General features: G+C 39.0%; 18 protein-coding genes and 1 riboswitch. Of the genes, 4 read left to right on the top strand and 14 right to left on the bottom strand.

Annotated features, from left to right (window positions below):
• Positions 1 to 152: 152 nt before the first annotated feature.
• The 6 genes from V7150_RS18555 to V7150_RS18530 form a co-directional block, all read right to left on the bottom strand.
• Positions 153 to 1,340: an MDR family MFS transporter gene (locus V7150_RS18555; protein ID WP_335521291.1), complete on the bottom strand. Its 1,188-nt coding sequence runs from the start codon at positions 1,338 to 1,340 to the stop codon at positions 153 to 155.
• Positions 1,341 to 1,752: 412 nt separating this feature from the next.
• Positions 1,753 to 3,204 (bottom strand): ammonia-forming cytochrome c nitrite reductase subunit c552, encoded by a 1,452-nt coding sequence (locus tag V7150_RS18550; RefSeq protein ID WP_335521289.1) that lies wholly within the window; start codon positions 3,202 to 3,204, stop codon positions 1,753 to 1,755.
• A gap of 3 nt (positions 3,205 to 3,207) precedes the next feature.
• Complete coding sequence (locus V7150_RS18545) at positions 3,208 to 3,720, bottom strand: NapC/NirT family cytochrome c (RefSeq protein ID WP_335521287.1); 513 nt, start codon at positions 3,718 to 3,720, stop codon at positions 3,208 to 3,210.
• A gap of 103 nt (positions 3,721 to 3,823) precedes the next feature.
• Positions 3,824 to 4,633 (bottom strand): hypothetical protein, encoded by an 810-nt coding sequence (locus V7150_RS18540; RefSeq protein ID WP_335521286.1) that lies wholly within the window; start codon positions 4,631 to 4,633, stop codon positions 3,824 to 3,826.
• 550 nt (positions 4,634 to 5,183) lie between these two features.
• On the bottom strand, positions 5,184 to 5,351 hold the full coding sequence (locus V7150_RS18535) for a glycogen biosynthesis protein GlgD (RefSeq protein WP_335521284.1): 168 nt from the start codon (positions 5,349 to 5,351) through the stop codon (positions 5,184 to 5,186).
• A 16-nt stretch (positions 5,352 to 5,367) separates the two neighbouring features.
• Complete coding sequence (locus V7150_RS18530) at positions 5,368 to 5,631, bottom strand: YtzC family protein (RefSeq protein WP_335521283.1); 264 nt, start codon at positions 5,629 to 5,631, stop codon at positions 5,368 to 5,370.
• 369 nt (positions 5,632 to 6,000) lie between these two features.
• Here V7150_RS18530 and V7150_RS18525 point away from each other — a divergent pair, with 369 nt between their 5' ends.
• Complete coding sequence (locus tag V7150_RS18525; protein ID WP_335521282.1) at positions 6,001 to 6,960, top strand: TIGR01212 family radical SAM protein; 960 nt, start codon at positions 6,001 to 6,003, stop codon at positions 6,958 to 6,960.
• Positions 6,957 to 7,529 carry a class I SAM-dependent methyltransferase gene (locus V7150_RS18520; RefSeq protein ID WP_335521280.1) on the top strand — a complete coding sequence of 191 codons (573 nt, stop codon included), beginning with the start codon at positions 6,957 to 6,959 and terminating at the stop codon, positions 7,527 to 7,529. The genes V7150_RS18525 and V7150_RS18520 overlap by 4 nt, the downstream gene beginning before the upstream one ends.
• 21 nt (positions 7,530 to 7,550) lie before the next feature.
• Here V7150_RS18520 and V7150_RS18515 read toward each other — a convergent pair whose 3' ends face one another.
• Complete coding sequence (locus tag V7150_RS18515) at positions 7,551 to 8,633, bottom strand: tetraprenyl-beta-curcumene synthase family protein (RefSeq protein ID WP_335521278.1); 1,083 nt, start codon at positions 8,631 to 8,633, stop codon at positions 7,551 to 7,553.
• 120 nt (positions 8,634 to 8,753) lie between these two features.
• Positions 8,754 to 9,557 carry an alpha/beta hydrolase gene (locus V7150_RS18510; protein WP_335521276.1) on the bottom strand — a complete coding sequence of 268 codons (804 nt, stop codon included), beginning with the start codon at positions 9,555 to 9,557 and terminating at the stop codon, positions 8,754 to 8,756.
• Positions 9,558 to 9,674: 117 nt separating this feature from the next.
• Here V7150_RS18510 and V7150_RS18505 point away from each other — a divergent pair, with 117 nt between their 5' ends.
• On the top strand, positions 9,675 to 10,187 hold the full coding sequence (locus V7150_RS18505) for a gamma carbonic anhydrase (RefSeq protein ID WP_283919866.1): 513 nt from the start codon (positions 9,675 to 9,677) through the stop codon (positions 10,185 to 10,187).
• A gap of 178 nt (positions 10,188 to 10,365) precedes the next feature.
• Here the strand turns inward: V7150_RS18505 and asnB are convergent, their stop codons facing one another.
• Positions 10,366 to 12,270 (bottom strand): asparagine synthase (glutamine-hydrolyzing), encoded by a 1,905-nt coding sequence (gene asnB, locus V7150_RS18500; protein ID WP_335521273.1) that lies wholly within the window; start codon positions 12,268 to 12,270, stop codon positions 10,366 to 10,368.
• A gap of 302 nt (positions 12,271 to 12,572) precedes the next feature.
• Positions 12,573 to 13,772: a methionine adenosyltransferase gene (gene metK / locus V7150_RS18495; protein WP_335521271.1), complete on the bottom strand. Its 1,200-nt coding sequence runs from the start codon at positions 13,770 to 13,772 to the stop codon at positions 12,573 to 12,575.
• Positions 13,773 to 13,973: 201 nt separating this feature from the next.
• Positions 13,974 to 14,110, bottom strand: a riboswitch (SAM riboswitch).
• Positions 14,111 to 14,361: 251 nt separating this feature from the next.
• Here metK and pckA point away from each other — a divergent pair.
• Complete coding sequence (gene pckA, locus V7150_RS18490) at positions 14,362 to 15,948, top strand: phosphoenolpyruvate carboxykinase (ATP) (RefSeq protein ID WP_335521269.1); 1,587 nt, start codon at positions 14,362 to 14,364, stop codon at positions 15,946 to 15,948.
• Between the two features lie 57 nt (positions 15,949 to 16,005).
• Here the strand turns inward: pckA and V7150_RS18485 are convergent, their stop codons facing one another.
• From V7150_RS18485 to V7150_RS18470, 4 genes are all read right to left on the bottom strand, one after another.
• Positions 16,006 to 16,968, bottom strand: a complete 963-nt coding sequence (locus V7150_RS18485; protein ID WP_335521267.1) for a hypothetical protein — start codon at positions 16,966 to 16,968, stop codon at positions 16,006 to 16,008.
• A complete protein-coding gene (locus V7150_RS18480; protein WP_335521265.1) occupies positions 16,949 to 17,473 on the bottom strand; it encodes an RNA polymerase sigma factor in 525 nt (174 codons plus the stop codon). Before V7150_RS18480 ends, V7150_RS18485 begins: the two co-directional genes overlap by 20 nt.
• A 117-nt stretch (positions 17,474 to 17,590) precedes the next feature.
• Positions 17,591 to 17,833 carry a DUF2584 domain-containing protein gene (locus V7150_RS18475; protein ID WP_335521263.1) on the bottom strand — a complete coding sequence of 81 codons (243 nt, stop codon included), beginning with the start codon at positions 17,831 to 17,833 and terminating at the stop codon, positions 17,591 to 17,593.
• Between the two features lie 42 nt (positions 17,834 to 17,875).
• Positions 17,876 to 18,664 carry an alpha/beta hydrolase family protein gene (locus V7150_RS18470; RefSeq protein ID WP_335521262.1) on the bottom strand — a complete coding sequence of 263 codons (789 nt, stop codon included), beginning with the start codon at positions 18,662 to 18,664 and terminating at the stop codon, positions 17,876 to 17,878.
• Positions 18,665 to 18,712 lie beyond the last annotated feature (48 nt).

Raw genomic sequence — 18,712 nt, 5'->3', positions numbered from 1 at the left:
AATTACCATTTGTGAAAATATTTTTTTTTATATTGTTACTATATCAAAAAAAAGAGACAACCGGTCGAATGAAAGGATAAATAACAAAAATAAACAAAAGACAGTTCACGTGTGAACTGTCTCTTTAGAACTAGCTTTCTAGATATCCTAAGTTACGATGTTTTTGCTTCAAACTGTTTTTCAGTTTTTAAGTGACGGTCATATACTAGAGTCGTTACAATCGCAATAAGGAACAGTGAAATTAAAACAAGAAATAACGCCGACATGCTATAGAGATCAACAAGTATCCCGCCAAGTAGAGGGCCAACCATTCTACCGCCCGTTGCAGTGCTATTGACAATTCCTTGATAAAAGCCTTCTCTCCCCTTTGGAGCTAAATCGAAAGCTATTGTAGGAACCGCAGGCCAGATGAACATTTCACCGATTGTTAGGATAATCATGGCTACGAGGAATCCTGAAAAAGCAGTTGCTTTTCCCGCCACTAAAAATGAAACGATAAAGATCCCAATTCCAATTAGGATTTGCAGCTTTAATGAAGCCGATAAATACTTCAGCACACCAATTAATAGCGGCTGCCCAAGGACGATGATGGCACCGTTTATGGTCCACAATAAGCTGTATTGCGTCAATGAAATATTGATTTCCTGTGTGTAAGAAGCAATTGTTGTTGTCCATTGACTATAGGCAACCCAACAAAGCAAATAGCCCGAACATATTATGAATAAAGCCTGTAAATTTACTTTACTTTCTACTGGAGTCAATGCTTTTTCATTATGGTCGTGTTTTACAGGCTCTACCGTGATCCTCTTATATCCAAATACAGCTATTAGTAAAAAGAAAACATACATGATGGTATTTGCTAAGAAGATTAATTGGAATGAGTAATCTGCAACGATCCCGCCAAGAGAAGCACCTACGGCAACCCCGAGGTTTTGTGCGACATAAAGGGCATTAAACGATTTACGTCCGCCTTCTTTCCAAACTGAACCTGCCATCGCATACATCGATGGAAAAATAATACCTGTACCAAAGCCGGCAATGGTAAGAAAAACGACGTATTGTGGCCAATCATGCCAAAGTGATAAACCGACCAGTGCTAAAAGGGAAATACCAATTCCCAGTATTATAGATTTATAGCCGCCAATTTTATCAAATAAATGGCCGCCATAAAGATTTCCAATTACGTTTGCTCCCGAGTTGAACATTAGGACAATCCCGGCAACGGAAAGGGACTTTCCTAAATGATCGTGAATATAGATTGTATTTAAAGGCCATAAAAAAGAAGAGCCTATTACATTCACTGCCATCCCGATGATTAAAAGCCATAAGGCACGTGGCATGAAAAACCCTCCTTTATTGTAAATTATTTCGATTCCCTAGGTAATTTTAGCTTTTTTTCTATCTGGGTGCAATCGTTTTGTTTTTCTAGCTATTGTTGGGATTTAAATCCGCGCGTTATGACTGGAATTCCGCGGATTTCGGGATTGATTCCGCCATACTTTGAATTGATTCCGCCAAGTTTCTATTTTATTCCGCCAAACCTAAATTGGATTCCGCCAAGTTCACCATTTTTTCCGCTAAACCCATAATTGAAGCCTACAAAATTGACACATCACCTCATTTCCAGCAAAATAATTACAAGAAAACACTGTCTCCTTATAGGAAACAGTGTTTTTCAAAACATATTTTAGGGCTCTTTCCCAATATCTTATTCCTTCTTGGCGGGACGAATAAGAATTTAGTGGAAAGGGTCTATTTTTTTGGAGGTGCCGGTACAACTGGTGCTTGGGCTGGGAAATAGCTGTTAACAGCATGATCTTTTTTCTTCTCATTCACTTTCTCATCCGCAACAGCCTTCTTCACTTTTTCAATTTCCTGATCAAGCTCTTCCATATTAACGCCTTTTTTCACAAGCTCTTCTGTTGCAAGACGAATTGCTTTATTAGACTGCTCAATGGAAATCCTTAAAGAATCCATTGATCCTTGTGGGTTATGGAAGCCTGAAGAATTTTCAGCGGCAATGATATCCCAGTACCATTGGCCTTTACGAACAAGCTCCTGTGCTTCTTTGATCTTCTCTTCACTTACACCAGAAGTTATCATTTTGTTCACATAATAATGGGCTGAAGTAGAAATATCTTGTGCATCATGTAATCCGCTTACGTTAGCTTCTTGAATTTCAAGCACGCGGTCTTTCAATTTGTCTAAATCACGGTCACCATGGCACTGTCCGCAAGAAGTTTGCATGGTCTTAAGCGGAGAAGTCCACCAGTGTGACGAGATCTTCCTTTTTCCATCGACACGTTCATATGGCATATGGCAATCCGCACAAGATACATTTGCTTTACCATGTGTGCCTGATGAATGAGTTTCAAATTCAGGATGTTGTGCCTTTAACATTGGCGTTCCGGAAATATTGCTGATCCAGTCTTTTTCAAAACCGTTTTCTTTTGCAATCGTGCTATAGTATTCATACATTTCTTCAGGTTTGAAGCCCTTTGTCCAAGGGTAGGTAACTTCACTATTTTTTGCAGCAAAGTAATATTCATCGTGACACTGACCGCAAACATAGCTGCGCATATCATTTTTGGTTGGTTTTGACGTATCTACACCCTTAGCCTCTAATGCTTTATAAAAACTTGGGCGGGTTACGCGTAAATCCATTGTTTTTGGATCATGGCAGTCAGAACAGCCGATTGGAGAATGACCCATTGCTTCCCCTTTTGGCCAAATATCTTTGTTAAAATTAGCGCCCCAGTAGCTGTCGCCCATTTCTTCAATCATTTTTGGAACAGCGGTTGATTTACATGTATAACAAGAACCAACTGATTTATCTGTAATACGTTTGACATTACGAATATCTTCAAACGCATAAGTATGTCCGCGATCTTCGTTATATTCGAGCGCAAATCCATAGCCATTGAATAGAATCGGCAGTAATGGCTCTTTATCAGCATCAAATTTGCTTCGTTTTACTGAACCATTATATTTAGTATCTTCCATCTTATCATTTTTCTTATAACTGTTATATTGAAGCGGAAATAAGTCCTTGAATGCTTCATTGCTTATTTCATCTGCTGAAAGGCCTGTCGTCTTCTTGTCTGTTGCTGAAGCTGTTTTGTCACCGGAATCATTGCCGCAGCCAGTGATTATCAAAACAAGTGCTAGCAGCAGAAGATATGCCCCATATCGGAACCTTCCCATTTTTTAAAACCCTCCCTTATTTTCTAATAACTCTCCTGACACTGGTGGCTTATTATAGTGATCATCTTTAAAGCCTTTACCGTGTGGTACCGTTTTGTGGCAAGTGACACAGCTGTCCTTGGCATCATGCGACACATTGTTCAGAGTACTCTTGTGGCAGGAAATACAGTTATCGTCCATAATACTTTTCGTGCGGTCCGTCGCTTGTATCACATCTGGGATATCTTCAGTTCCAAATGTGTTAAAATAAATATGCGTCATTCCGGCGCGCCCTTTGAAAAATAATTTGCCTACCTCACTCTTATGTGGCAGATGGCAGTCATTACACTGCAAATCTGAATGTGTAGAATCCACGAATGATGTATAAACAGATTTCATCGTATGACAGTTTTGACAAAAACCAGGTGAATCCAGGTAGGCCATTGTTTTGACTGCGGAAAACGATAAAAATACTCCAACAAGAAGTGCCAATACAAGTAAAAACTTTTTGTCCATCTTCATAAGCTTTTTGAACATTTCATCACCTCCCATAAAAAACTGTAAATCTCTCTATATATTTATTAAAGTACCGTTGAGGTACCTTAATCCCCAGTGAATCACGCTATTAAAAGCGTTTTTGCTATTTCTTTCGATTTCTAATTAAAATGGTCAATGCACCTAAAGAAAGAACACTGACCCCACAAAATGCTCCAAGCGCGAGACTTGTGGATATCTTATTCTCCTTTTTTTCCTGTTTCTCTGAGTTTTTATTATTCGTGAGTTCTGTAGTTGGTTTTGTTTCACTGCGTTCATATGTTAAAGTGAAGTTTTTTTCTTCACCTGCTTTTACATTTTGAAATAAATAGGAGAAGGTGTTATCTCCGTCAGCATGATTTTGTTTTTCCTCCGGTGCCGGTGTGAGCTTCATTTTTTTTGCCTTAGACGGCTGTGTAAAAGTAACATTGACGAGTCCAATGTCTGTAAAGCTTTTAAACTGATATGATAATGTTTTCTTTTCCTTATTAACCTTTAAGCTGTCTGTATAAAACTCAATAACAAATTTATATCGTTCTTTAGGTGCAATCTCTTCACTTGTTGTCCAAGAAATCGTTCCTTTATCACGGTCAATGATATATTCGATTTCATAAGCCTTCTGTAAATCAGCTGAGTAATCGGCCACATAGCCAATCCGAAAATTCTTTTCCCCCATTGGAAGCGGGATTTCAATTTGTCCCTTCTGCGGCTGATCGGAATTGTTTACCATTGACCCCTGATAACCAATTAACAGTGGTGCATGGTCTTTTTTTTGATCACTTGGATGATAAGCAAACTCCGGCATAACTTGAATCGTCAACTCTTCCATGCTTAAAATGGTGTTATTTTCAGCAAAGCTAATCGAAGGACACATTAAGGCCAAGACAATGCTAAAAATGAATAAGTGCTTTTTCATATTTTTACTTCCTTTGCAAGGCAAATTTGTGGATAAAATGTGAACATGTTCACATAAAATTCTAAAAAAAATGCTCAGTAAACTTGATTAGTTATCCAAAACGAAATGGTGTTAACGCTGTCATCTTTTTTAGAATTAGAATTCCTTCAAAGAACCAACCTAAAATAATAATAAAGACGGTGTAAGCAAAGCTCATAAATACCTATTTCGTTGTGAAAAATAAATATCTTTCACATGTTTAGATTGCCTGATTCACTTAAGCTACACTCCACCCTTTTTCCACCCAAAAAGTGGTGTATTTGGAATGAAAATTGCTAATCTATATCTTATTTAAACCATGTATAAAAAACCCATTCTGTGACCTACATCACAAAATAAATCTAAGTTGTTGCCAAAGTGTGAACGCGATTTTTTCTATTTTGATGTTGTTTTTATTAAGAATTTGATATTTAGGGTTTGGAGCGATCGTATTTTGATGAAACATTGCCGTTTTTTTGGTAAAAAATTTAATAAAAAAATCCCGCAACAATAATGTTGAGGGATTTTTTTTTTATTTTTCTTGATGCATTTTAGATTTAACCGGCTGACCACCTGATTTTTCATATTTCTTTTTCGCTTGTTTTACAAGATCGACATCCTGCCCAAGTTCGAGATCTTGATTATTGATGCCATTTCGTGTTGTTTGTTCAGGATTTTGATGCTTTGACCGTTTTTTCAATAAGGTTCTCCTCCTCTTAATGCTCTTCTAAAATCATGGAGTTTTGTAACTGCTGAAGCTGAAGTCTCATTCTATGGAGTTGTTCCTTCTGCTGCGAATTCGCACTATGGGCCATTTTTGCAATATCTTGATAGGTCTCCTCTAGCTGTTGCAGCGCATCTGTATAATTATCGTCATTATAATGCTCCTGAAGGCTGCTTTGTTTATATTGTTCCTCTGCATAGCGAATTGTATCCTCAACTTGCTGCATTAAATTGTCCATTGATTCGCGAGTAGCCATCTAAGAACCTCCTTAATGTTATGGCACAATCCAATTATGAAGCACACACTGCTTCATTTCTTATTGTGTTCTCCATGCTTTTTCCTATTACACAAACAGTTAGATAAAGTGAAACTTCCATCTTTGGAGGTTTTTTCCATCCCCCAACAATGATTAATTGAACCAATCGGGCTTTTACGGGCTGTTAATCCCCAACTTATCCTTTTTTACATCAAAGTCTTAGATTGTGGGGCTTACTGCATGCTGCACGTTAATGCGGGATAAATAATGCTAATTCCACTTGAAACAATTACAATTGGATAAGGCTTTCGCTTCATGTTAAAATTGTCCTTATGTAAACTTTACTTTTAAAAAAGGAGGTTTTCTGACATGCTTCAGACAAAACCTTTTCCATATGCATCAGATGATAAACGGTACCATACATGGAATTATCACCTTCGTCAGCATTTTGGCCATAAAGTGTTTAAAGTAGCACTAGATGGCGGCTTTGATTGTCCGAACCGTGACGGTACTGTGGCACATGGGGGCTGTACTTTTTGCAGTGCTGCCGGCTCAGGTGATTTTGCCGGAAATCGTGTTGAGACCCTGGAGACGCAATTCAACGAAATTAAAGAAAAAATGCATACGAAATGGAAAGACGGCAAATACATGGCCTATTTTCAAGCATTCACAAATACCCATGCACCCATTGATGTCCTTCGTGAAAAATATGAAACCGTCCTTAAGCAAGAAGGTGTCGTAGGTTTATCAATTGCAACCCGCCCGGATTGTCTACCGGATGATGTCGTTGAGTATTTAGCGGAATTAAATGAACGAACCTACTTATGGGTTGAGCTTGGGCTGCAGACGGTGCATGAACGTACTGCATCACTCATCAACCGTGCCCATGATTTTCAATGTTATGTTGAAGGAGTTAACAAGTTAAGAAAGCATGGAATTCGCATTTGCTCTCATATTATAAATGGGTTGCCGCTTGAATCATATGACATGATGATGGAAACGGCCCATGAAGTTGCAAAATTAGATGTGCAAGGAATAAAAATACACCTGCTTCACCTTCTAAAAGGCACGCCAATGGTCAAGCAATATGAAAAAGGAATGCTTGAATTCCTCTCACAAGAAGACTATGTAAACTTAGTATGCGATCAATTGGAAATTTTACCGCCAGAAATGATTGTTCATCGCATTACGGGTGACGGCCCAATTGACTTGATGGTCGGCCCAATGTGGAGTGTAAATAAATGGGAAGTGTTGAATGCCATTGATGCAGAACTAAAGCGAAGAGACAGCTGGCAGGGCAAATACTATCAAGGGGCTTTAAACCGATGAAAATGGAGCGTATTCTTCCCTTTGCAAAAAATTTACTCGAAAAAGCAGTAAAACCTGGTGATTTTGTGGTTGATGCAACAGTAGGAAATGGACATGACACCGTTTTTTTAGCTGGACTTGTAGGAGCAAACGGGATGGTCTATGGCTTTGATATCCAGGCAGAAGCGATTGCAGCAACTAGAGAGCGATTATCGCAGCTGGGTCTGTTAAAGCATGTTACCATTTTTCATGGAGGCCATGAGCAGCTTTCTGCTAAGATCCCAACTGATGTTCATGGAAAACTTACCGGCGCTATTTTTAACCTTGGCTATCTGCCTGGCAGCGATAAAACGATAGTAACCCGGCCAGAGACAACAATTGCCGCAATTGAGCAGTTGTTGGATATAATGGCACCAGAAGGAACAATTGTACTTGTTATTTATCACGGGCACGAACAAGGTGCTGTGGAAAGGGATATTCTTCTTCAATATTGTCAACAGTTAGATCAAAGAACAGCCCATGTACTGCAATATCAATTTATTAATCAACAAAATAACCCGCCGTTTATAGTTGCGATTGAAAAAAGGTAAAACCAGGCCTCGCCTGGTTTTTTATTTTGCCATTAATCTCGTCACAAACGCAGGTACTGATTTTTGTATTGACCTGTAGGCCAGTCCATTGAAATAAAAGAAATAACTAATCCAGCCACCTGATTTTATGATTCCTTTTGCCAGTTTACGGACATTTTTTTGTTTACGGACCTTTGCATCTGATAGATAGATCCCTAACAAGCCACGATTAATGAGCTGATGAAATTTTTTGTGTGGAAGGTACTCGGTATGCCTGTCAGCCTCCATCACAAAATGCTTTAAGCGATTGAAAAGTGTTTCCTCACTTTTATAGTAGGAGCAAAAATTCAAGTCGCCTCCCGCAATGTCCTCCTCCTGGTCAATAAAATAATCCAAAAGAATATGTAACCCCTGTATATAAGGAAAATATCCCTTACGAATATTTTCAGCATCTTTCGCCTGAAAGTCCTCACGCATCGCATACGAGATTAAGCAAAAAATCCCAAGTGTGGAACCGGAGCAGGCCGAGAATTCATACCATTCCATATCAGGCAGATCATCCTGATAATAACGAAACCATTTTTCCAGCCTTGGTACACGCTCCTCCTTCACCACATGCTTGTTTATTTGCAAGTCACAATAGTACTGACATAACTCGAGGAGATAATCTTTAATGACATCATAATGCTCCAACTCCCTTAAAACAGAACGACATGTTGCCGACAAATCATACAAATACTGATTGTCATCCTGATCCAAGCGAAGGCGGTAATAATTTTTCTCTTCAGTATGTAGAACAAGTGCATCTGACATCGATTCGTGCAAGGCAGCAAAATCATCAGGATCAAGGGACGTACTCCGGTCGCACAGATTATCTAAATAGTCACTGATTGTTTGATAAGCGACGATAAACTTGACTGCTTTTTTATAATGCTTACCGGCTGTGAGTGCAAGAATAGCTCCCCCCTCACAGTGGAAGGTTTTGTGCTCAATACTGGCAAGAGCTTGATTTCTAAGCTCAGGGTTCGGAATTTTTTCAGCACGCCTTTTCCAATAAGCCAATTCTTGATGGACTGCTGGAAGGATTTTTCGATAGACCCTTGACATGAGGGTGATTGGCATCATGGATTACAACAACCTTTCTTAATGATAAGAATTGATTTATTTAACTTTGATAACTGGCCAGCCTCAACTCCCAGCAAACGATAAGTGGCCAAACGTCGCTATACGGTCGCATCCGCTTTTCTATACGATATAACCAATTGCTTTTAATTGACTGTTAACAAAATCCTTTGCATATTCAAAAACCTCTTCCCGCTCTGGTTCATTAAATATTTCATGATAGCAGTTAGGCCATTCCTTATACCTTTTTTCCGATAAAGGCACATGATTGAACCATTCTTTAACAGTTTTTTTATTTACAATCTTATCATCGCCGCCCTGCATCACGAGCATGGGAATATCCTGTATTTTTTCGAGGTTTAAGAATGCCTGTTTTATGGCATCCGCAAGTTCACGATACCATCTGACAGAAACCTTTGTCACGTAAAGCGTATCATTGGTATCAGCTTCCCTTACATCTTCGTTCCTTGTCGCCATTGAGACAGTTAATCCTGAATTCATCCTTAAGGAAGGATAAACAACATTAAAAAGATGTGACATTGTATCTAATAATTTTGATGGAGTATGAATGAGTCCTAAACATGGGGATGAAAGAATCACTCCTGCAATATTTAATCGTTCTTCCTGTAATAAGCGGATGGAAATCAAGCCCCCCATACTATGTCCTATTAAAAACACTGGCAGTTCATAGCGGTAAGCTGCTTGAACCCAATCCTTTACCTCAATGATATATTCATCAAAGGAATCAATATGGCCTCGGCTGGCTCTAGTTGTCATGCCTTGCCCTGGAAGGTCGCCCATAATGACATGAAATCCCGATAACCGCCACATTTCGATCAGCCAGCCGTATCTCCTATGGTGTTCCATTGCACCATGAACGATTACGATTACCGCTTTTGCTTCTCCTTCAGCTTCCCACTTCCACATATTTTTTCCCCCTTGAAAAAAGTAATAAGCAATTGTTTAAGTAAATAAGGTGAATTTTTTGAAAATCACTTTAAGCATCGATAAAATAGAATCATCATTTAAAAAGGAGCGAAACAAATGATTTACCCTTATAAAGATAAATACCCGTTAATTGCTGACACCGCATTTATTGCTGATTATGTAACAATAACTGGTGATGTCGAAATAGGCGAACAGTCCAGTGTCTGGTTTAATTCGAGTATTAGAGGTGATGTCGCACCAACGAGGATTGGCAATAAAGTGAATATCCAAGATAACTCTATCTTACACCAAAGTCCTAATAACCCGCTAATTTTAGAAGATGAAGTAACAATTGGGCATCAGGTGATCCTTCACAGCTGCATCGTAAGAAAAGGAGCATTAATCGGTATGGGATCCATTATTCTTGATAACGCTGAAATCGGTGAAGGTGCATTTATTGGCGCCGGCAGTCTTGTTCCACAAGGGAAGAAAATTCCCCCTAATACTTTAGCATTCGGCAGACCTGCTAAAGTTATTAGAGAATTAACCCCGGAGGATAAAAATGAAATGAAACGCATTTATACAGAATATGCGGAAAAGGGCCAATATTATAAGTCACTTCAATCATAATTTAATGGAAATAAAAGCTTCAGAAATCAATTGGCTCATTTCCTTGAAAGATTGGCACATATTTTTGGTTTTTCAGCTGATTATTTGAACAAAAGACTTCATTAATGGCTTTTTATACAAATAATGAAAAAAATCAAGACAAAAAAGCACCCAACTAAAACAATTGGGTGCTTTCCTATTAATGTTTCATTAATTGTAATTCTTTTTGTAAGGCATAATCACGTTGAAAAGAATAAACATTCTCAACATATACTTGATGCCAAACCATAAACATGAGAACCGTCCAGATTTTTCGGCTGTTGTCGGCTTTCCCTTGGCAATGGTCTTCAAGTAAACTCAAAACGTACGTTTTATTGATTAAATGATCCGTGTTACTTTCACGGATGATTTTTTTCGCCCAATCGTTCATTTCATTTTTTAACCAGTGGCGAATTGGCACTGGGAAACCAAGTTTCTTCCGGTCAAGTACATGTGCTGGCACAATTCCTTCTGCTGCTTTTCGCAAAATATACTTGGTTGTTCCATTAGCTGTTTTCAAGCTTGTAGGAATTTTCGATGCTACCTCAAACACAGCTTTATCAAGGAATGGCACACGCAACTCCAATGAATGAGCCATTGTCATTTTATCTGCCTTCAGTAAAATGTCACCGCGCATCCAGGTATGAATATCAATATATTGCATTCGGTCAACCGGGTCGTAACCTCTGGACTCTTCGTAAAGAGGTCTCGTTATGTCTGTATAGTTCAACCCATCACGATACACATTTAAAAGATCACGCTTTTCTTCTTCCGTGAACATTTTCGCATTCCCAATATAACGATCTTCCATTGGGGTTACGCCTCGCTCAATAAAGCTTTTACCTTTCATCCCTTCAGGCATAATGCCTGCTATCCCTTTTAACAACACTTTTCCGACTCTTGGGATTTTATTAAATACCTCTAGCGATTGCGGTTCACGATAAATATTGTAGCCACCGAATAATTCATCCGCACCTTCACCTGAAAGAACGACCGTTACGTGCTTACGTGCTTCACGAGCAACGAAATATAGCGGCACGCAGGCTGGATCAGCAAGCGGGTCATCCATATGCCACATGATTTTTGGAACTTCATTCATATATTCTTCAGGTGAAATGACATAGCTGATGTTTTCAACACCAAGCTTTTCTGCCGTTTCTTTAGCGACATCAATTTCACTGAAGCCGTTGTGATCGAATCCTACAGAGAATGTCTTGATGGCAGGATGAAATTCCTTCGCAATCGATGCAATAATCGAAGAATCGATTCCGCCGGAAAGGAAAGAACCAACCGGAACATCACTACGCATATGCTTTTCTACTGAATCAAATAGAACATCTTTTATCTCTTTAATAAAATCATCTTCTGATTTATGGACTGGCTTAAATTTTGCCTTCCAATACTTTTTGATTTCCATGGCAGAGCCGATTTTTTTCGTAAAATAATGGCCTGGCTCTAATTTTTTTATTCCCTCTGATAATGTATTTGGTTCAGGAACAAATTGATAGGTTAAATAGTGCTGTAAGGAATCATAATTTAAAACATCATTTTCTATTGCAAGCAGCATGCTCTTTTTTTCAGAAGCAAAGAATGTTCTTTCCCCATCTTCTAAATAGAAGAACGGTTTGATCCCAAATGGATCCCGTGCCCCGTAAAGCGTCTGCTCTTGTTTATCCCAAATAACAAAAGCAAACATCCCACGCAGCTTTTCAACCGCCTTTTCCTTTAAATGGCTATAAAGAGCGATGATGACTTCCGTATCAGAATTCGTTGCAAACGCTAAGCCTTCCTTTAGCAACTCTTCACGAAGCTCAACATAGTTATAAATCTCACCGTTAAAAATAATCCAGTACCGCTCATTTTCATACGTAAGCGGCTGGTGACCACTCTCAATATCAATAATACTCAAGCGGCGAAAGCCAAATTGAATATGGTCATCATAATAAAAACCATCATCATCTGGCCCTCGGTGAGTAATTATATCATTCATATTTTTGAATTGTTGTTTCTGTTCGTCACTATAGTTTTGTGTTTTGTCGTGTACACAACCAATAAAACCACACATTATGTACCTCACCTACTCCATTCTAAATATCCTTCCAAAGGACGTTTTTGCAAATAAACATACTCTCTAATACTACCACTTTTTTTGAAAAATGGAACTGTGAACAATAGGAAAATCAGTTACAAACATTTTTCACTTCTTTTGACCTAATTAAACATTTTATTCTATTCGCCAGAATGACTATACAGAAATTTAGACGGAATAATAAAAACGGGAGTTACATAAAAATGCAACTCCCACTTCTTCTATTTGTCTAGCTCGGGGACATAAGCCCCTGGTCAAGGCACTTCCGTTTTTTCTGTTTATGAATTTGCTTGTTCGCGTAATGCTTCAGCTTTATCAGTGCGCTCCCATGGAAGGTCAACATCTGTACGACCAAAATGTCCGTAAGCTGCTGTTTGCTTGTAAATTGGGCGGCGCAGGTTCAACATATTAATGATTCCAGCTGGGCGAAGGTCAAAGTTGTTGCTAACAAGATCAACTAAAATATCTTCGCTTACTTTACCAGTACCAAAAGTATCAACAGCAATGGATACAGGTCTTGCTACACCAATTGCATAGGCTAACTGAACTTCACACTTCTCAGCAAGTCCAGCTGCCACAATATTTTTTGCCACATAACGAGCTGCATATGCTGCAGAGCGGTCAACCTTTGTAGGATCCTTTCCAGAGAATGCACCGCCGCCATGACGAGCATAACCGCCGTAAGTATCAACAATGATTTTACGACCAGTAAGACCAGCATCCCCTTGAGGTCCGCCGATAACGAAACGACCTGTTGGGTTAATAAAATATTTAGTATTTTCATCGATTAGTTCTTGTGGAACAACCGGATTAATGACATATTCTTTTAAATTACGTTGAATTTGCTCTAATGCAACTTCTGGATGGTGCTGAGTAGAAATAACAATCGTATCAATGCGGACAGGCTTGTCATTTTCATCGTATTCAACCGTTACTTGCGTTTTTCCATCTGGACGAAGGTAAGGAAGTAACTCTTCTTTACGAACCTCTGTTAAACGGCGGGCAAGCTTATGTGCAAGTGAAATCGGAAGCGGCATAAGCTCTTTCGTTTCGTTACATGCAAAGCCAAACATTAAACCTTGGTCGCCTGCGCCAATTGCTTCAATTTGTTCATCAGACATTTGACCTTCACGTGCTTCTAATGCTTGGTCAACACCCATGGCGATATCTGGTGATTGTTCATCAATGGAGGTTAACACTGCACAAGTCTCGGAGTCAAAGCCATACTTAGCACGATTGTATCCAATTCCTTTTATTGTTTCACGAACAATTTTTGGAATGTCTACATAAGTAGAAGTTGTGATTTCGCCAGCAACTAAAACTAGTCCTGTTGTTACTGAAGTTTCAGCGGCAACACGGGCATTAGCATCCTTTGCTAAAATAGCATCTAAAATGGAATCAGAAATTTGGTCACAGATCTTGTCAGGATGACCTTCAGTTACTGATTCAGAAGTGAACAAACGACGTTTTGTTGACATCTGAATTCCTCCTATATTATGAGATAATCGAGGTTTTATGAAGGTTACAGGAATACTTCTTGGACCTCGTGATTTGATACGGTACTCATTCCCTTAGTATGAAATAAACAAAGGATTATTATTAAAAACTCTTTTCACAAAAGGACTTATACAAAACAAAAAACCTTACCAATTTGAGGAAAGGTTGTTCCGGGCCTTTCACTCTTATCGTTCAAGACATGAGCCTTGCGTCAGATTAGCACCTTTGCACTTGAAAAGGACCATTAGCGGTCATTCTTCTCATATTGCAGGTTGCTGGGTTTCATTGGGCCTGTCCCTCCACCAGCTCGGGATAAGAGAGTATCCGTTCAAATCAGAATAATACTCTACAATAGCGAACATTGTCAATGCATTTTTTAGCAAATTTTTTGCCCTTCCAAATAAGGGAAAAATAAAACTGTTATAATAAAAAAATAGCATGACTTTTTTAGTATTTTAGGAATAAAGTATAAAATATTACTCATTTTCATTGATTAGTGTAGATTAATTCGTCAAATGTGCTATACTATTTATTATTACAATAATGAATATAAAGGAAGGGTTTCATTCAATGAATTCTGTTCATATTCCAAATGATTTAATGCAATTATTAAATGAAAGTAATGTCCAAATGCAATTATCAGTACCCCAATTGGTTGAAAAAATCTTAAACCGCAATGAAGGAACTCTAACTTTAACGGGGGCCGTTCGTGTTTCTACCGGTAAATACACTGGGCGGTCACCACAGGATAAATTTATAGTGATGGAAGAATCCTCCAAGGATAAAATTGCCTGGGGCCCCTCCAATCAATCAATTTCTGAAGAGGTTTTCACAAATCTTTATCATAAGGTCCTTGAGTACTTGAAAAACCAAAATGAAATTTATGTATTTAAAGGCTTTGCCGGCGCTGATAAAAAATCTCGCTTACCCATCCAAGTGATCAATGAAATGGCTTGGCATAATTTATTTGCTCATCAATTATTCATACGTCCATCTGAAGATGAATTACTTGAACATGATGCTGGATTTACAGTAATATCTGCTCCTAATTTCAAGGCAGACCCGGCTATTGATGGTACCAACTCAGAAACCTTTATTATCATCTCTTTTGAACGTCGTATCGTATTAATCGGTGGAACCGAGTATGCAGGTGAAATGAAAAAATCCATTTTTTCTGTAATGAATTATTTGCTGCCAGAAAACAATATTTTTTCCATGCACTGTTCAGCCAATGTCGGGTTAGAAGGTGATGTTGCGCTCTTCTTCGGGCTGTCCGGTACAGGTAAAACAACTTTATCTGCTGATCCAAACCGCCGATTAATTGGTGATGATGAACATGGTTGGTCATCAAATGGCGTCTTTAATATTGAAGGCGGCTGCTATGCAAAGTGTATTAATCTTTCTCGTGATAAAGAGCCGCAAATTTTTGATGCCATCCGTTTTGGCACTGTACTTGAAAACGTTATCATAAATCAAGAGTCGAGAATCCCTGATTATGATGATGGAACTTTAACAGAAAATACACGTGCTGCTTATCCAATTGAAGCGATTGATAATATTGTACAGCCAAGCATTGCCGGTCATCCAAATACAATCGTCTTTTTAACAGCAGATGCATTTGGAGTATTACCTCCAATCGCAAAATTAACAAAAGAGCAGGCAATGTATCACTTCTTAAGTGGGTACACTTCCAAACTTGCCGGAACTGAGCGTGGTGTCACATCACCTGAAGCTACTTTCTCCACCTGCTTTGGTGCACCATTCCTGCCGCTTCCTGCGACTCGTTACGCAGAAATGCTTGGTGAAAAAATACTTGAGCACAATGCAAATGTGTTTCTCGTCAATACAGGCTGGACTGGCGGCGAATATGGTGTCGGCAATCGTATGAAGCTTTCCTACACACGTGCAATGGTTCAAGCCGCCTTGGAAGGCGAACTGAACAATGTGGAAACGGTTAAAGATGAAATTTTCGGATTGAATATTCCGCTTCATATTGCCGGTGTTCCGGATGAAGTACTTCAGCCGAATAAAACATGGGCAGACCCAGTGGCATATGAAAAGAAGGCAAAGGAACTTGCTGCTAAATTCCGTGAAAACTTTAAAAAGTTTACAAATGTTGCTGTGGAAATTGAAGAAAAAGGCGGCCCTATTGCATAACTTATTTGGTACCATTGAAAAAGCGATTCCTTTGGAGAATCGCTTTTTTTAATTTTATTAATCTGTAGGCTTTCCTATTATGACTATATTGGATTCTCCCATCACACTAAAACTATATATACCACTCTTCTTAATGTGGAAATCTCCTTTATACATCGAAATCCTGTCTCCATCTGTTGTCGTGTTATCTGTCTTCTCTTTAAAAATAAACTTGGAAATGTCGGTAGGATCCTCTTCATTAATTATTTCTAATTCGATTTCCTCAGGCAGGTTTTCTCCCTTAACCTCGATATAAGCATCCTCATAAAAACCGGCAAACAAATCTTCTTGTGAAATTAATAAGGTGCTGTGACCAAGTAAGACATAATGATCTTTCACATAAATAGAAAATTCGCCGATTTTTTTCTTCTCTCCCAAACTGTTGTATACAGTGAATTCAAGATTCCATTTCCCTCTTTTATCAAAAGTTAAAAAGTCTACAACAGCATGGGCATCTGCCCCATACATACCAGCTGATAAGCTGGTATTATTAAGATGCTCTTTTATTCCTGTTTCTACATGTGTGGCATCAATATTCAGCGTTTGATCTAAAGCTAAATCTTTCCCCCATAAAAAAACCATAATTTTGCTCGTCGCTCTAGTATCCCATACTACCCATTCCTTTGGAGCCAGCAAGCTGACTTTATTGGGAATACCAAAATTACTATCTCCATACAGCGGTTTACCATTTTCATCTTGTAAAGCAAAATAATCCCCTTCCTGTGCCTGTTTAATAACAGACCCACTTCTTGGTGTTTCGTCCTCTGTTTTATTTGTCAAATAAAGGATTGGGGCAATAAGAATGAGGATAAACACTGCAGATAATGCTGCGAATCTTTGGAATCGAAAATTCCTCTTTGGCTTAAACGATTCCGCCTCACTAATCGTCTTTAACATTTCCGTTCTCTGAATCGTAGTTAATTCATGCCTCGGAAAATCGGCTAACACGTCAAGCAATTCTTTATCCGATAAATGACTCAAAATACTCCCCCTCCCTTAAACGCTCATTTAGTTTCTTTACGGCTCGAAAAAAGGTCACATTCACTTTATTTTCTGACCAGCCTAGGACCTGTCCCACCTCTAATGAGGAAAGCTCGGCGATGCCTCTTAATAAAATTACGTCCCGGTAATTTGGTTTTAGTTCATTAATCGCCTCGTACAGTTGGTTATACTCTATTTTCCTTATTAGTCTCTCTTCTGTTTGCGGCTCGTGAAGCTTTGGTGACTCTTGGTCCAGGCGCTCCTTTAATCGCTGCCAGACGGATTTTTTTCGATAAAAATCAATTGCGGTATTTCTGGCAATTGAAATCAGCCATGTTTTCGGATTCGATTCGTTTTTAAACCGGCTGAAGGCGCGAAAAGCCCGTAAAAAGGTTTCCTGAACCAAATCTTCAACATCTGTGGTCCCCGTATAATAAACAAGATAATTGGTGACATCCTTCTCAAATTGAATAAACCATTTCTCTATCTGATGACCCCGTTCCAACAAAATCCCCCCTTCCTAAATCGTTCAAAACTTTTTAATCTACTAATAAGACGATTGGGTTAATTGTTTATTACACTTTTTACGCCAAAAGAAAAAGCAGGAGGAAAGCTAGCCTGCTCAGTTCGTCGAATTCAATGAAATTAATTGATAGGTTATCGTGGTACCGCTGTTTTCCCATTCCACTTTTTTGATCACTGCGGTTCCACTTGAATCACTGTCCATTGTTTTTCTTACAGCAATAGGAATCTCGATCGGATAAAGTCTGTATCCTTCCTTCTCAAGCACAAAAAGATTTTCCTCTACTCTCTTCTCCCTGCCTTTTGTCACGATCATCGAATTTAACTCAAGGGGCATTCCCATAAAAAAATCCGCTCCTCTGCTTGTATTAACTATATATTACCATCATCTGCTCTGATTTTTCATCCACTTTGACAAATCCTCTACAACTTTTCTATTCTCTGCTGGTGGAAAATAATGTGTAAACTCGGAAAAATACCAACCATCAACTGGTTTTTCAAGTGACCTTAGTCTTCTTTCAAGGCGATATGCATGCTCCACTGACACATTATGATCCTTTACACCATGAATAATTAGGACCGGGGCTGCAAGCCTCTCCAATTGATAAAGGGGTGTGCGCTCCTGATACCGCTCTGGAAACTTATCAGGAGTACCGCCAATGACCCTTTTCATCATTCTCCGCAAATCTTTCCGCTCTTTATACGTTAGGGCCATGTCACTCACCCCGCCCCAAGTAACAACAGATGCTGCTTCAGGGAAATGAATACCAGTCAGCAGTGCCATTACACCACCGCGTGAAAAGCCGAAGATATGGATATCTCGAACCCTAGAAAGAGATTTTAACAGCAAAAAAGCAGCAAACGCATCATCCCTGTCCTCCCCGGCAAAATCCTCATTCCCCTCCCCGCCTTGATTACCACGATAGTGTGGCGCAAAAACAATAAAGCCCTCGGCAGCAAACTGGGCAATCCGGGCAGGACGTACTTTTCCAACATTCTTAATGCCGCCGCGTAAATATAGGAATCCATCCATGGGTTCATCACCGATTGGAGCTGCAAGCATCCCTTTCACCCTTAATCCATTTGAAAGGTATGTAATAACCGTTAATTCAACATTAGGATTGGGCGAAGGAAAACGTGTTTGTTCAAGGATTTTTCCATTATTTATGTACATCTGCATTCCATCCTTAAAAAAATTTATTATAATTGGGCATTCACACAT

The sequence above is a fragment of the Neobacillus drentensis genome (genome assembly GCF_036965245.1).
GTDB classification, from domain to species: domain Bacteria; phylum Bacillota; class Bacilli; order Bacillales; family Cytobacillaceae; genus Neobacillus; species Neobacillus drentensis_G.
The sequence above is the reverse complement of the archived record's forward strand: the minus strand, read 5'-3'. Positions and strand labels throughout refer to the sequence as shown.